At 56.6% G+C, this 14,578-nt stretch carries 14 protein-coding genes; 2 read left to right on the top strand and 12 right to left on the bottom strand.

Annotated features, from left to right (window positions below; translation table 11 throughout):
• Positions 1-38 precede the first annotated feature (38 nt).
• The 10 genes from PCH05_RS14660 to PCH05_RS14705 form a co-directional block, all read right to left on the bottom strand.
• The gene (locus tag PCH05_RS14660) at positions 39-920 is read right to left on the bottom strand and encodes a UbiA-like polyprenyltransferase (RefSeq protein WP_127603148.1); all 882 of its coding nucleotides are present in this window, start codon (positions 918-920) and stop codon (positions 39-41) included.
• 6 nt (positions 921-926) lie between these two features.
• Positions 927-2,261, bottom strand: coding sequence for an aspartate aminotransferase family protein (locus PCH05_RS14665; RefSeq protein WP_127603149.1), 1,335 nt, complete (start codon positions 2,259-2,261; stop codon positions 927-929).
• A 32-nt stretch (positions 2,262-2,293) separates the two neighbouring features.
• Positions 2,294-4,294 (bottom strand): peptidase U32 family protein, encoded by a 2,001-nt coding sequence (locus PCH05_RS14670; protein ID WP_246049580.1) that lies wholly within the window; start codon positions 4,292-4,294, stop codon positions 2,294-2,296.
• Complete coding sequence (locus tag PCH05_RS14675) at positions 4,285-5,085, bottom strand: energy-coupling factor transporter transmembrane component T family protein (protein ID WP_127603151.1); 801 nt, start codon at positions 5,083-5,085, stop codon at positions 4,285-4,287. Before PCH05_RS14675 ends, PCH05_RS14670 begins: the two co-directional genes overlap by 10 nt.
• Positions 5,078-5,962 (bottom strand): ATP-binding cassette domain-containing protein, encoded by an 885-nt coding sequence (locus tag PCH05_RS14680; RefSeq protein WP_127603152.1) that lies wholly within the window; start codon positions 5,960-5,962, stop codon positions 5,078-5,080. The genes PCH05_RS14675 and PCH05_RS14680 overlap by 8 nt, the downstream gene beginning before the upstream one ends.
• A complete protein-coding gene (locus PCH05_RS14685) occupies positions 5,938-6,891 on the bottom strand; it encodes an ATP-binding cassette domain-containing protein (RefSeq protein ID WP_246049582.1) in 954 nt (317 codons plus the stop codon). Before PCH05_RS14685 ends, PCH05_RS14680 begins: the two co-directional genes overlap by 25 nt.
• A gap of 29 nt (positions 6,892-6,920) precedes the next feature.
• A complete protein-coding gene (locus PCH05_RS14690) occupies positions 6,921-7,469 on the bottom strand; it encodes a Gx transporter family protein (protein ID WP_127603153.1) in 549 nt (182 codons plus the stop codon).
• Positions 7,456-7,848, bottom strand: coding sequence for a NusG domain II-containing protein (locus PCH05_RS14695; protein WP_127603154.1), 393 nt, complete (start codon positions 7,846-7,848; stop codon positions 7,456-7,458). Before PCH05_RS14695 ends, PCH05_RS14690 begins: the two co-directional genes overlap by 14 nt.
• A gap of 285 nt (positions 7,849-8,133) precedes the next feature.
• Positions 8,134-9,678: an HD-GYP domain-containing protein gene (locus PCH05_RS14700; protein WP_246049584.1), complete on the bottom strand. Its 1,545-nt coding sequence runs from the start codon at positions 9,676-9,678 to the stop codon at positions 8,134-8,136.
• A gap of 237 nt (positions 9,679-9,915) precedes the next feature.
• On the bottom strand, positions 9,916-10,605 hold the full coding sequence (locus PCH05_RS14705; RefSeq protein WP_127603155.1) for an ArsR/SmtB family transcription factor: 690 nt from the start codon (positions 10,603-10,605) through the stop codon (positions 9,916-9,918).
• A gap of 141 nt (positions 10,606-10,746) precedes the next feature.
• Here PCH05_RS14705 and PCH05_RS14710 point away from each other — a divergent pair, with 141 nt between their 5' ends.
• A complete protein-coding gene (locus tag PCH05_RS14710; RefSeq protein ID WP_127603156.1) occupies positions 10,747-11,661 on the top strand; it encodes a DMT family transporter in 915 nt (304 codons plus the stop codon).
• 533 nt (positions 11,662-12,194) lie between these two features.
• Here the strand turns inward: PCH05_RS14710 and PCH05_RS14715 are convergent.
• The gene (locus PCH05_RS14715; protein WP_127603157.1) at positions 12,195-13,190 is read right to left on the bottom strand and encodes a polysaccharide deacetylase family protein; all 996 of its coding nucleotides are present in this window, start codon (positions 13,188-13,190) and stop codon (positions 12,195-12,197) included.
• Positions 13,191-13,387: 197 nt separating this feature from the next.
• On the opposite strand from PCH05_RS14715, the gene PCH05_RS14720 reads away from it, so the two are divergent.
• Positions 13,388-13,726: a L,D-transpeptidase gene (locus PCH05_RS14720; RefSeq protein WP_127603158.1), complete on the top strand. Its 339-nt coding sequence runs from the start codon at positions 13,388-13,390 to the stop codon at positions 13,724-13,726.
• Between the two features lie 73 nt (positions 13,727-13,799).
• Here PCH05_RS14720 and PCH05_RS14725 read toward each other — a convergent pair whose 3' ends face one another.
• A complete protein-coding gene (locus PCH05_RS14725; RefSeq protein WP_127603159.1) occupies positions 13,800-14,522 on the bottom strand; it encodes a glycoside hydrolase family 73 protein in 723 nt (240 codons plus the stop codon).
• Between the last annotated feature and the right edge of the window lie 56 nt (positions 14,523-14,578).

Below are 14,578 nucleotides of genomic sequence, written 5' to 3' on the forward strand. Positions count from 1 at the left end.
CTGTCCATAGTTTAACAAATGCTTCCACATTTGTGAAATCATTTACCGGTAAAAAAGTCCATGAGCGTAAAGAACAGAATAACCATGCTGATGATCTGATTCAGGTTATAGGAGGCCAATTTCATCATGCGCGCATTTCCGGGACGGATGATCCCATGCTCGGTCATGAGCAGGACGATCGCAATGCCAAGGCCGACCAAATACAGCCAGCCCAGCTGCTGCGTGAAGTACAGCAGGATCAGCAGCAGCATCATGATGAGATGCATGCCCTTGGACATCCGCAGCGCATTTTTAAGTCCGAAGAAGCTGGGCATGGACCACAGGCCGTGGGAACGGTCAAACTCGATATCCTGAGTGCCGTAGATGACGTCAAAGCCCGCGATCCACAGCATCACGACCGTGCCCAGCACGAATGGCGTGAACGCAAAGGCGCCGGTAACGGCGAACCATGCCCCGATCGGTGCCGATGCGATTACGAAGCCGAGGTACAGATGGCTCAGCCAGGTAAAACGCTTCGTATAGGAATAGGTCGTAATGAGTACGATCGCTACGGGCGACAACGCCATGCATAGCGGATTCAGCATCGCGGCCGCAGCCATGAATATCGCGTAGTTCACCGCCACGAACACGATTACTTCCCGGGTTCCGAGCAGATGCCGGGGCAAATGCCGGTGCGCCGTACGGGGATTGGCAGCGTCAAAGCGCCTGTCGGCAAGCCGGTTAAAGGCATTCGCTCCGTTCCGGGCGCCTACGAGGGCAACCAGACCCCACAGCATGACATGCCAGGAGGGCCAGCCGCCTGCCGCCCACACCATGGAAATTACGGCAAAAGGCAGCGAAAACAGCGTATGAGAGAACATGACGAGCTCGCTGAACTGCCTTGTCTTATGCAGCACTTTCTGAACGCCTGCCGTCTGCATGTCTGCTCACTTCCTTTCCGCGGTGGCGGGATGCCGCTCAGGAAGCTCCGCCTCCGCTTGCATGGATGTCAGCACCTGGTCGAGCGCAGCCAGCATCAGGCGAATATCCTCCCCGGTCACCACCAGCGGCGGCTGGAACGCAAGCACATTGCGGTGGATGCCGTTTTTGCCGATGATGAAGCCGAGGTCCTTCATCTCCTCAAGGACCCGGTCAGCCCGCTGCGCGCTTTCTTCCGGGGAACTGCCGGCCAGCTCCACCCCAAGCATCAGCCCACGGCCGCGGACATCGGCAATCAGCGGCCGATGGCGCTCCTTGAGGCGCATCAAGCCCTCGCGGAGCGTCTCGCCCAGCAGCTGCGAGCGGCTGACCAAACCCGCGTCGCGGATGTAATCCAGCACCGCCAGCGCCGTCACGGCCGCCACCGGATTGCCGCCGAAGGTGGAGGCCGACGGCTGGTTCATCGAAGCGGCGATGGCGTCCGTCGTGGAAAATGCCGCGGCCGGAACCCCGTTGCCGAGCGCTTTGGCCATCGTCATAATGTCCGGCACCACGCCGAAATGCTCCATGGCGAACATCCTTCCCGTCCGCCCGAAGCCGGTCTGGATCTCATCGGCGATGAGCAGGATGTGGTGGCGGTCCAGACGCTCCCGGACCTCGCGGAAATACCCTGCCGGGGGAATGATGATCCCGCCGTTCCCCTGGATCGGCTCCACGATCATCGCCGCGATCTCCTGCCCCCGCGACGCAAGCACCCGGTCCAGCGCTTCCAGGGAGCGCTGCGCCGCCTCTTCGGGCGAAACCCCCGGCTGGAAAGGCCGCGGAATAAACGCCGTGTCTCCCGCGAGGAACGGGTCGGATCGCCACATCGTAAGCCCCGTCACTTCCATCGTCAAATGGCTCCGCCCATGAAGGCCGTGCTCCAGCGCGATAAAATGCTTGCGCCCGGTATGTCTCCGCGCCAGCAGCAGCGCCCCTTCATTGGCTTCCGTGCCGCTGTTCACAAAGAAGGTCCGCCGCAATTCACCCGGCAGCACTTCCGCCATGCGCTGCGCGAGCAGCGCATTCGGCTCCGTCAAATAAATCGTCGACGTATGCTGCAGCCGCTGCAGCTGCACTGCGGCCGCCTCAGCGATGACGGGATTGCAGTGGCCGCAGGCCACCACCGAGACGCCGGCGAAAAAATCAGTATACCGCTTGCCCCCGGCATCGAACAGATACTGCATCACGCCGCGCACGATCAGCGGCGGCTGTCTGTAAAAATGCTGCGTGCAGGGATAAAAATAATTTTCACGAAGCTCCGCCACGGTTTCCGCATCCAATGCTTTCAAGATTTCCGACATGCTGTCTCCCCCTCCGGTCTATTCTGGAACGATTAGTTGAACTGCAGCGATCCCAGCGTATAGCCGGCAAATACGGGCTGCAGGTCGCCCGCCGCGGCCTCCGCACCGGCTCCAGCTTCCGCCTTCGCGTACAGGCGAAGAGCCTTGCGGTAAGCCTGAATCACGGTCCGCAGCGCATGCACCGGATAAGGAGCCCCTTCTATCCGGAAGCAGCTTACTCCGGCCCCGATCAAGTCAGGCATCAGCGGCAGCAGGCACAGCTCCTTACTGAGCAGCAAGTGGTTGCGCCCATGCTGATCCCGGTACACCGGATTCTCGCCTTTATCGGTCATCAGCACCAGGACATCGTTCGGGACATAGCGGTTGTCTTCCTCGCCGACCGGCTCCAGCAGCTCCGTGTTTTCGTAGAGGTCATGTTCCATATACATGACGGTCGGGGAGCCATGCACGGTCATCTCCAGCGGCACGCGGGCATGCGCCAGCAGATCGCCGAGGTGCCCGGCTGTCATCTCCGGCGATGCGGTCACCCGTTCCAGTCCCTGCGCACCGTAAAAATCAGCCGCGATATGATTGTAGACATTCAGGCTCGCATCCCCGATCATCGGGTAGCCCAGCTGCCGGAAGGCGCGAACCGCCCCCAGGTTGGTTACGAGCAGCCCGTCCAGATCCAGCCTTTTGCCGCCCCCAAGCAGCTGCAGGTATTGCTCGAAATGCAGCTCGGTCATCATTCGCGGCAGTCCGAGTATGATGCGCGATGGGCCTTTGGCTGCGCACAGCGACTCGATATCCTGTCTCGTGAACGGCAGATCGGGAAGGAACACATCTCCGGAGAGATATACATCGTCGGCTCCCTCCTCAAGCGCCGCCCGTGCCTGAGCCATATTATTCACCCTTACGGACAGTCTTGCAGCCGGCTGCTCCTGCCGTGAGCCATGAGCTTCCTCCAAGCTGCCGGATAAATAGCCCCGCACTTCCGTGATGCGCTGTTCTCCCATTTCCTTCTCGGGCGTCGGCGTGCTGAAAACGCGGCCGGTGCTGTAAAACTTACCCGTACCCTCGTAGCGGCGGTTAATGTTTGCAAGCCCCGGATTGCCGAAGGCATAAGCGGTGGAAAAATCCCGTTTTCGATGTTCATATAAATGCTGCGCGTCCTGCATCCGGTCGAAGCCGACCGGATCTTCGATATAACGGTCAATGGCATCCGCATAGCTGTTCACGAGCATGAGGACAAAGGAGGCATCCCGCATCCGCCCTTCGATTTTGAAGGAGCAAATTCCCGCTTCGATCAGCTCCGGAATATGCTCATACATGTACATGTCCTTGACGGCCAGCGGATACTCGGCAGGATAGACGCTGCCGTCTTTTTTTACGCGGTAATCCCAGCGGCACGGCTTCATGCACTTGCCTCGGCTGCTGCTCATGCCGAACACGTAGGAGCTGTAATGACAGTTCGCCCCGTGAGCGACGCACATGTCGCCATGGATGAAATACTCCAGCTCCATGCCGCTCGATACGCGAATATAGCGTGCGGTTTGCAGATCCATTTCCCTGGAGGTGACGACGCGCGTCACGCCGAGCTCCTGCAGCGCCTTGACCATTTCCAGATTGTGCACGTTCATCATGACCGAGGCATGCAGCGGCAGCTGAAGCCCCATTTCGTTCACGAGGGACAGGACCGCAAAATCCTGAACGATCAGCGCATCCACGCGGGCCTTTTCGAGAAACCTCAGATACTCCCTTGCATCCTCGATCTCCGCTTCGCTAAGCAGGTTGTTGACCGTTACGTATACCTTTTTCCCAAGCGAATGGGCGATGTTTACGGCCTCCGTGATTTCCTCCAGCGTAAAATTGTAGCCTTTGCGCATCAGGCGCATATTAAAGGCCGGGCCGCCCAAATAAACAGCGTCGCACGGCGACTCGATCACTTCCTTGAAAATCTCGAACGTTCCTACAGGCGCCAGCAGCTCAATCTCTTTTTTTCCAAACCAGCGTGACACAGCGATCCCCTCCACCATCTCTATTTTTAAATCCATCCGATCCATACAACGATCAGGCATATCAGAACGAAAACCGCGACGAATCCTGTATCCCTATAGCTCCAGATCAAAGGGCGGTACTGCGTTCGCGGTGCCCCGAGCCGGTATCCCCGCGACTCCATGGAAGCCGTCAAATCCTCCGCCCGCCGGAATGCGCCGACGGTCACGGGCACCAGCAGCGCCGTGAGCATCCGCGCTTTTTCTTTCCAGGGCAGCTCTTTCAGATCCGCGCCACGCGAGGCCTGCGCCTTCATGATCGTCTGCGCCTCGTCCAGAATGGCCGGGATGAACCGCAGGGCTATGCCGGTCATCAGGGCCAGACGTTCCGGCGAAATCCCGATCCTTGTGAACGGACGGAGCATGCCTTCAACCCCTTGATTCAGCTGCCCCGGCGATGTTGTAAACGTCAGCAGCGCCGTAAAGGACACGAGCAGTACCATCCGGGCGACCGCATACGCGCCGGCTTCGAGCCCCGCAGAATCCACGTGCCAGGAACCGGCGGCAACAAGCACGCGGCCGCCTTTGACGGCCAGGCACTGCACGATCAGGATGAACAGCATCAGCACGCGGAGCGGCTTCGCCGCCTTGAGATATGTTCGAAGCGGAATCCGGGTCGAAGCCATAACGATGAATGAAAAGGCCGTCAAAACGACCAGTGCAGGCCATGACCTTGCACCGACAACCATGGCCGCATAGAGCAGCATGGCCGTAAGTTTGGCGCGGGGATCGAGGGCGTGTACCGGCGAGCCCGTATCGATCAACCTGCCGATCAGCAGCTTTTCACGCATAGGCCTGCTCCTTTCGGGCATCCGTTTGCACGAGCTGCGCGATCCGCTCCGCCAGGGCGGCCGGGCTTAAGCAAGGTTCCTCCGCTTGAAGCCCATAGGCCGCCTCCAGCTCACGCCACCAGCGGATCGGCTCCGGCACCGCCAGCCCGTAGTCCGGAAGCTTCCCGGCCGTATCCACCAGCTCGCGCACCGTTCCTTGAAAGGCGGCGCGGCCTTCATGCATGATGACCCAGCGGTCGGCATAGGGCAGGAGCTCATCGATCCGGTGCGTGACGATGATGACGGTTTTCCCCTCCTCCCTGCACAGCCGGTGCAGAAGCTGGATGAGCTCCGACCGGCTGACCTGATCCAGCGTCGCGCCCGGTTCATCCAGCACCAGGATGTCGGGGCCCATCGCCAGTACGGAGGCGATCGCGGCTTTGCGCCGCTGCCCTCCGCTCAGCTGCAGCGGGTGGCGGCGGAGCAGCGATTCGCCGAGCCCCATCGCGGCGAGCGCCTTCCGCGCCGAATGAGCGGCTTCCTCAGGCGACGCGCCGAAGTTCAGCGGCCCGAAGCTGAGGTCTTCTTCCAGCGTTCTTGCAAACAGCTGCTGCTCAGGGAACTGAAAGACGAGCCCCACCCTTCTGCGCAGCGGCGCCAGCTTCGGCGGCTTTTCCCCGGCGCTCAGCCTCAAATCCAGCACCTTCACAGTACCCTCTGTCGGAAGCAGGATGCCATTCAGCAGCTGGAGCAGCGTGGACTTTCCCGATCCGGATGATCCCGCAATGCCAGTCAGAGCGCCTTCCGCCAGACGGATATTCACATCCTGAAGAGCCGTCTGCCGCATAGGGCTCCTTGCATCGTACGTATAGCTCACATGCTCGAACCGAATGCCCATTTCCGCATCTCCTCTACTACCGGATTCAACATCGCCCCCGTTACTCCGTCTGCCGTCATCACGCCCCGCTGCTCCAGCTCCCGCGCGAGCTGAAGCCGGAAAGGCGGCTCCATGCGGCACAGCCGCAGCAGTTCCCCGTTTCGGAAAAGCATGTCGGGCGCAACGTCCGCGACCACTCTCCCGCGGTCCATGACCAGCACGCGCTGCGAAGCGAATATTTCCTCCGCATCATGCGTGATGGACAGCAGCGTATAACGCGTCTCGCCGTGCATCTCCCGCAGCAGCTCCAGCATTTCGCTGCGCGCCTTTTCATCGAGCATGGAGGAAGCCTCGTCAAGGATGATGAGCTCGGGCTCCATCGCCAGAATCGCAGCCAGCGCCGCTCGCTGCTTCTGGCCGCCGGACAGCTCCTGCGGATGGCGGCGCAGCAGCTGGCCGATTCCAAGACGTCCGGCGTACCGGGTAATCCTCTCCCGGATCTCTTCCGTATCCAGGCACAGCCCCTCCAGCCCGAACGCCATGTCCTCCTCTACCGTCGCGCCGATGAACTGATTGTCCGGATTCTGGAACACCATGCCTATCTTTTGCCGGATGGCTCCCAGTGTCCCTGCCTCCAGCCGGATCCCCCCGATTGAAATGCATCCGCTGCTGGCGCGAAGCAGCCCGTTCATCAGCCGGGACAGCGTTGATTTTCCGCAGCCGTTGGCTCCCGCCAGCGTCACCCACTCCCCTTTGCGGATCGTAAGGGATACACCGTCGATATCCGCATGCTGACCATCGTAGGCAAAGGATACGTTATCCCATGCCACCATATCCGCTGCCTCTTCCGCATGCTGTGCCCAAGTCTCCTTCTCCGCGGGAACGGGCGCCGCTCCCTGATCTTCCGGAGCCGCCCTTTCCTGCTGCCGCCCTGCCTTGCGTGCCTTCATTCGAACTCCCCCTTGTAGCAAGCGCTATTTCAGTCTTTCCGGAATGCATCGAACAACGACAAACGTGATAAGGCCGGTACCAAATATCTGACGGCGATACCAACCAGAACGCCCGTGGCAATGCCGCTGATCAGCAGCGCGGGCAAATAATAGAAAATATTCAAGGTTGAAAAGACAATCGAGGCTGCCGCCAGCTGGCCGATGTTATGGGCGATCCCGCCCGCGATGCTGATGCCGACCAGGCTCAGCTGGCGCCGGCCGAGCTTCATGAGCAGCGCCATGATACAGAAGCTGAACAGTGAACCGAACAGGCTGAACAATAGACTGGAGAACGTCCCGAAAATAAAGGCGGTCAGCATGGTCTTCAGCACCACCAGCGTGAGCGCATCCCTGGCCCGCAGAAAATACAGGCAGGTCAAAATCATAATATTGGCGAGGCCCAGCTTGGCGCCCGGAATCTGGATATTGACCGGAATCATCGATTCGGCGATGCTGAGCACCACGGCCACCGCGGCGAAAATCGCAATCATCACCGTCTTCTTTAGGACAAGCGAGGTCTGTTCATCAGATAACGGCATCCGTTTCCCCTCCTTCACCGCTTGGTCCCCCGATTTCTACAATGACCCTGTGCGGCAGGCAGACGATGGTGTCTCCTTGCCTGCTTCTGAAACCGAAGGTCAGGCAAATCTCATCCGGACAATCGGCATCCACCATTTCAATGCCGTAGTCATGCACTTTCAGCAGGTTGTAGCCGCGCTGGGTGCGAATTTCGATCGTCTGCTCCTCCTTGGTCAATGTCACGGTCCGATATAGCTTGCCCTCCATCTTGATTACGGCCGTTTTTTGAGAGTTGTGATTTTTTTCACTTGATTCTCCGCTTTGAATCCAACGAGGAACCATGAACAGCAGGGATACGATCAAAATACCCGACACGAGCAGCAGGTCTCCACGTTTCATAGTGCGAAACTCCCTTAGTTTTTAAAGTTTCAAATCTTAGATGCCCCCATTATAGCCGTGTTCTCCCTAAGCTTCAATGAGCGAAGTCGATGAAAATTATTATTTGTTACGAATTTCACAAAAAGGTCACGTTCCCTGCTTTCCTATTTAAGGAACAAAAACGTCGTACCTCCTCCTTCTCAGGAAATGCCCCCGGTCATATGCTCCATTCTCGGCTCCCTCTCGTGGACAGCCCTTCACTATCCAAAAAAGCGTCCGCCGTTTCCAGCGAACGCTTTTTTGCGGTTACGATGCCCCGTGCTTCGGTATCGAGGTCAACTGCTTGCGCATATACTCCACGAATACCTTGGCGAATACCGGGTCCCATTGAGTACCCCGTCCTTCATCCAGAATGAGGAGCGCGACCTGGGACGCCATGCCTTTGCGGTAAGGCCGGTCGGACGTCATCGCGTCATAGGCATCAGCCACCGCGATGATCCTGCCGAGCACCGGTATTTCTTCTCCGGCGAGTCCGTCCGGATACCCTTTGCCGTCGTACCGTTCATGGTGGGATCGGACTCCGGGCAAGAGCGCCGCCATCGCATCCTTCGGCTCGATCTGGAGCAGGATGTTCTCCCCCAACGCCGGATGAAGCTTGATCTGGTCGAACTCCTCCTCCGTCAGACGTCCTTCCTTCAGCAGCACCGTGTCGCGAACGCCTATTTTTCCGATGTCATGCAGGAGCGCTGACTTGCGGATGATCGCCAGCTCCTCGGGTGGCATCCCGCACAGTCCGCCGATCAGCTCCGAATATTCGGCGACGCGGAGCGAATGCCCGGCGGTGTATGGATCGCGTGCGTCCAGCGCTACCGCAAGCGTCACGAAGTAGCTGTCGAGCATCGCCCGGCTCTCGTCTTCCCGTGCCTGCAACGCGTCGACCATCATGTTAAAGCCCGCGACCAGCTTGGAGAACTCGTCCGAATAAATGTTCTGAACCTGGGTCATGCGCCCTTCCTTGACGTCGTTCATCGCGTCGTACAGCTTAGAAATCGGTCGTTCGATATCTGCCGTAATAAGGCGTGCCCCGGTATAAGCGAAAGCGATATCGATGATCAGGATCAGACTCGCCCAGCCCCAATAATTTTGAAAAATGGCGCTATCCAGGCTTCGGAGGCGGATTTGTGCCGCCAGGCTGAACAGCAGCAGCGGGGAAATCCCGATCAGCATGCTGCTGATCAGAAATTTCGGCCGAATCGACAAAAAGACGTGGCCGCCTGCATCGAGCTCTACCCGGAATCTTTCCTTCGCCTGCTTCTTCAGCTCCAGGAGCAGCGGACGAATGGCGGCTCCCGTCAGGAAAAAGTCGAACATGGCATGCATACACGCCACCAGAAAAGCGCCCGCGGCCGCAAGAACCAGATAAAAAACGGGAAAGGTCAGCAAACCTGCGCTCAGCATCCAAGCCGTCATGCATACTGCGGGAATGGACAAGCCCAGCAAATGCGGTACGAGAATCCGCCACACGGACAATTGAGGAAAACGATGCATTTGCACATATGCCGTCCTCAGCATGTCCAAATCGGCATCCGGACGCAGCAGCGCCCGCTGCAAGGGGCGCACATGCCGCGAGAATACGATCAGCTCCGCTGCAGCCATGATGACAAGCGAGGTTACCAGAATGAATACAAGACGTTTATATTCCTCCGGAGGGACGTCCAACGTCGTCAAGACGATGGTGCTGCCGACGACCAATACGGCCAACAGCGAGCCGACCAAATAATTGAGCACCAATTTTTTCAAAAACGACCGGTACAGCTTTATGGCCCCCGTGGAGCCTGATTCGCTATTCATACAACAGAGCCTTCCTTATCTTCTTTCAATATGGTCCTATATTACTATAAATATCGGCTGAAAGACGGAAAATTGTGACAATAAACTCACGAAACGTTTCATTTTTCACAATTTTTTTGATAATCTAGCAGTTTCCAGGGATACATTTGCAGTAAATTCCATTTTTTCGACATCTCTAACCATAACGAAAGACGCAGGCCGAAGCCTGCGTCTCTCGCTTATCCTTTCAACTTGCGTTCAAAGCTCGGAGATTCCGAACATTTGCTTCAAACCGTCGCTCCCCTGCTCCGTCACGATGACCGCACGGCTTCCATCCGCCCGCCGAATCCAGCTCAGCTCAAAAAAGCGTTCCGCCAATGCATGCCCCAGCGTTCCAGCCAAATGATGCTGCCGCTCGCTCCAGTCCAGGCATATGCGGCTGAACGAGCGTCTCTGTTTGCGCAAGGCCGGCAGATCCAGGCCCAGCGATGCGAAAAAGCGCTCGCCATCCGGCGTGACGGCATACTCCTCCTTGCCTTCTGCGATCCATCCGCGCTCAATCATGGACTGGGTGACGCGCACGCCCAGCTTCCCGGCCAAATGGTCATAACAGGTTCGCGCTTCGCGCAGCGCTTGCATCTGAACCGACTGTCGCAGCGACGTCACTTTCGCCGGCTTCGAGACCGTCAACAACATTTCAAGCATTTGCGCAATTTCCTCGCCCGCCAATTTATAATAGCGATAGCGGCCGTGCTTCTCTGCCGCAACCAGCATGCCGTCGGTCAGCTTCGCCAAATGAAAGCTCGCGGTCTGCGGCGTCACTCCCGCCGCCAGCGCCAGCTCGCTGGCCGTATGAAACCGCCCGTCCAGCAGGCTTGTTAAAATGGCGGCCCGCGAAGGCTCTCCAAGAAGAGAGACCATTTCAGCCACTTTCGGAGTTGCGTTCATTCGTTCCAGCCTCCTCATTGCATTCCATACTTCGATGATAGTTTAAATATTGATGCATTACAATAGGATTGGACATTCTCTTAAGGCGAATTCCTTTCCGGCCGAGAGAACTGAATCACGACCAAGAAAGAGGGTTAACCGATGAAACGTTCGCTTTACGGGTATTTGATTTTGCTCAGCCTCATTTGGGGCGGATCGTTTTTCTTCATTAAAATTTTGCTGCAGTATTACGGGCCGGGCTCCATCGCCTTTTTGCGCTCTGCCTTCGGCATTGTCGCCGTGCTGGCGTACATGCTTATCCGGCGTCAACCCATCCGGTTCCGCCACATCCCGTGGATTCCCATGATCGCAGTAGGCCTTATGCAAACGGCCGTACCCTGGAGCCTCATCGGCTTCAGCGAAACCCGGCTCAGCAGCAGCACAGCTTCGGTTCTAAACGCGACTACGCCGCTTTGGACGCTGATGCTGGGACTTGCCTTTTTCGGGCGGAAATCCAACCGGTTCCAGTGGATCGGTCTCGGACTCGGCTTTGTTGGTCTGCTCGTCCTGCTTGATATCCGTCCTTCCAAAATACTGGACAGCGATCTCACCGGATTCGGCGCAATGCTGCTCGCTACGTTTTTTTATGGCGTGTCATCCCAGTTGTCGAAGAAATATCTGCACCAGGTGACCTTGGTGGAAACCGTCCTGTGCACGCTTGCGGTCGGCTGCATTGGGAGCGGAATATTGGCGTTCGGCTTCGAGCCCTTCTCGCTCGCGCCGCTACTGCAGGACCGCAGCGTCATTTTCGCCTTGATCGGACTCGGCTGCATGGGTTCCGCGGTGGCATACTTTTTGTTTTACCATCTGGTCCAAAAAGGGAGTGCTGAATTTTCGACGATGTCGACCTATCTGATTCCTGCCACTGCGATTGTGTGGGGTGCCCTGCTGCTGGATGAGCCCGTACATGCGAGCTTGCTCACGGGGATGGCACTCATTCTGTGCGGCGTGTTTTTAACGGGCCGGACTCCGGGCAAATCCCGGCGTGTAAAAGCCGGTTCCGAGCTGCAGGGATAACCATGAACGTGTTCACATTTCGGGAGCCGCATTCCTTTGTCTGCCCAACCGCACAGGCGGCTTCCCGCAGAGTGAATGGCTTTCATTCACGAGTGCTCTTGCCAAATAGTTACATCTGTGATATAATTTAATATTGTAAGTTCAATTTAACCCCTTTACGTTCCTCGCAAGAAGAATAACTCTTCGTGACCACGAAGTTTTAAATTCCTATTTTGAATAACCCAAACGAAGTATGAGTTTATGTAAAGACGAAATTCTGATTCACACTGGCGCGGTCATCGGAGCCGCAAGGACAAAAGAGAGGCAGGGCTTTTGTTGTTTTAGAAATGTCATTATTCTGTTCACTGATATAGAATGAACCGAAGTTCCCTTTAACTTTCGTTCATTTTATACAACAAGAAAACACCAGGGACCGGCTGCAGCCGTACTACAGGCTGTCAGGGGTTAAATAGTTGGCGTCATGCTGCGCCAGACCAAAACAATAGACCCCCGGGACGTTGCCATCGCAGCTTCCCGGGGGTTTTCCATTTGTTCTATACCTTGTAACCATTTATCGGCGATTTGATCGGCGCGCCTCGCTTCATATATTCAAGCAGCGCCACCGGGTTGTTATCCATGCCGCCGGCGTTGACACGATAGCCAATGTATTGTCCCGGGCTGTTAATCCCCTGTTTAACGGAGAACGTAACCTCTACACCCAGTTGATGACAAATATCGATAACCGACTTGGAGTAGCCGCCATAAGGAAACGCCAATATATTCCGCGTGTTCCCGAGCTTCTCGCGCAGAATCTGATCGGAGAGCCCCAAATCGCCGCTCACGCGCCGGGTGTACTCTTCATCGGTTTCGACATGATGCAGCGTCTTGTTATCCTCCGGTCCCATCAGCATCGGCTCGGAACGGTCCTTATTTTTGCCCGCAATCCGAATATAGCCGTAAGCGTGGGAATTGTATGTGTGGCTGTAGAAATCGATACCCGCCCGGTGCATCTCCAGCACCTGCTGCCAATCGAGCTTGGGCAGGCCCGGCAGCTTCTTGTTGCCAACCGTCCCGACGATCAGGAAGCTGGTCGCGGGCACATGATACTGCTTCAATATGGGATAAACATGCTGGTAAAACGACTCATATCCGTCGTCAAATGTCATCAGCACCGCATTATCGGGCACCGGACGCCGCTTCGTAATGAAATCCGCGTACTGGCTCATCGTGATCCAGTGAAACCCGTTCGCTTTCATCGCATCCAGCTGCTGTTTGAACACCCCGGTGTCCAAGCTTTTGATATTGGTGGGATTCGGCCGTACGTCATGGTACATCAGCACGATCACTTTATTTTTATAATAAACGGCATCCGGCGTCGGTCTGGTGGAGATGAAGCCGTGAACCCGGACTGCACTCGATCCTCCCTTATGAACCCCTGCATCCGTTCGGGCCGGATGATAAACATAAGGCCCCTGCCTCCAGAGGAACAACGAAGAAATCAGAAGAATGACGGCAAATGCACTATACTGGAGTGTCTTTTTTCGGCGCATGACATTCAGAAGCTCCTTTATCCCAAAAAATGATGCGCTTGTCGCGCTTGCTGTATACATTGAAATAAAGCTTATTCTGCCATCGTCAGAATAGACCCTGTTTTCCAAAAAAAAATCAGGTTTTTCATTATTTCATTGGATCATAGAGATACATTCCCTACCCTATTAACATACTCTGAAAATGAGGAGTGATGCAAATGCCCAACTACCGAATCATCGTTGACCTCTCGGACCGCACGCTGTATTTGCTGGACGGGGATCAGGTCACCAAATCCTATCCTGTCGGCATCGGCAAAATGCTCACGAGCACGCCGACAGGTGAATACCGGATCATCAATAAACAGATGAATCCCGGCGGCCCCTTCGGGGTGCTCTGGATGGGTCTTTCCAAGCCGCATTACGGCATCCACGGTACCAATGATCCCGACTCGATCGGACATGAGGTATCGCACGGCTGCATCCGGATGCACAACGAGGATGTGCTCGACCTTTCCTCCTATGTACCGGTCGGAACCCGGGTCACCATCCGGTCATAAAAGGCGAATCCCTGCCAGGGCATTTCCCGCAGGGATATTCGGCATGTTTCTATTTTTCCATGGGAACGGCCCGTCATTTGGAACTGCCGGGATTGTTCACGCGTATACCCTTCTCGTGCCGGTACTGAATCACCAGCTGCCGCCAATAATCATAACTTCCTTTATCATCGGAAATGAACGGCTTGTAAAAGTCATAGGCGTCCTTCGCCCAGGCCGGGCAGGGCATGCTCAGCAGGCTCTCCTGCTGCTGGATCCATTCGCCCTGCTTGGTAACCAGGGCCTGCAGAGCATCGAATGCCGCCTTTTCTTCCTTGGTCATCGGTTCTCCCTCCCCTGACTTGGCGTCATATTGATAAAGTCCGTTTTGGTCCATGATTTGAATAAGCTTATCCGCATATTGGGGATCTGTTGCATAGCCGGCTTTGGCCACGATTCGGGCAGCCGTCTTGCCGTCCGTATTTAGCGCTCCCGCATACCGCCTGTCCCCCGCTACTCCGTTCATGATCAGGCGGGAATGATCCTGAATCGACTCCGCCCAGCTGTGATACATGCGGAAATAAGCGTAAATCTGCACCCGTGCCCCCTTTACATACTCCGAGGTCTGCATTCGGATGCTCCCGGCCGGTCCCTCCCCTTTGATTCCGAACAGATTGTTCGCTTTGACCGACAGGCTGCTTGCTCCCCATGCGGATTCCAGCGCCGCTTGGGCGATCGTCAGCGAAGCCGGGACGCCCGTGTTTTGCTGGTCTGTAGCAGCAAGCGGTGCTAATTGGGCAATAAAATCCGTTTTCTTCACGCTCCTTCACCCCCTTCCTTCTTATACAATGCCGGTCGCCGCGGGACGGCCTGTAC

It is taken from the genome of Paenibacillus chibensis (genome assembly GCF_004001045.1).
Classification (GTDB): Bacteria; Bacillota; Bacilli; order Paenibacillales; family Paenibacillaceae; genus Paenibacillus_AQ; species Paenibacillus_AQ chibensis.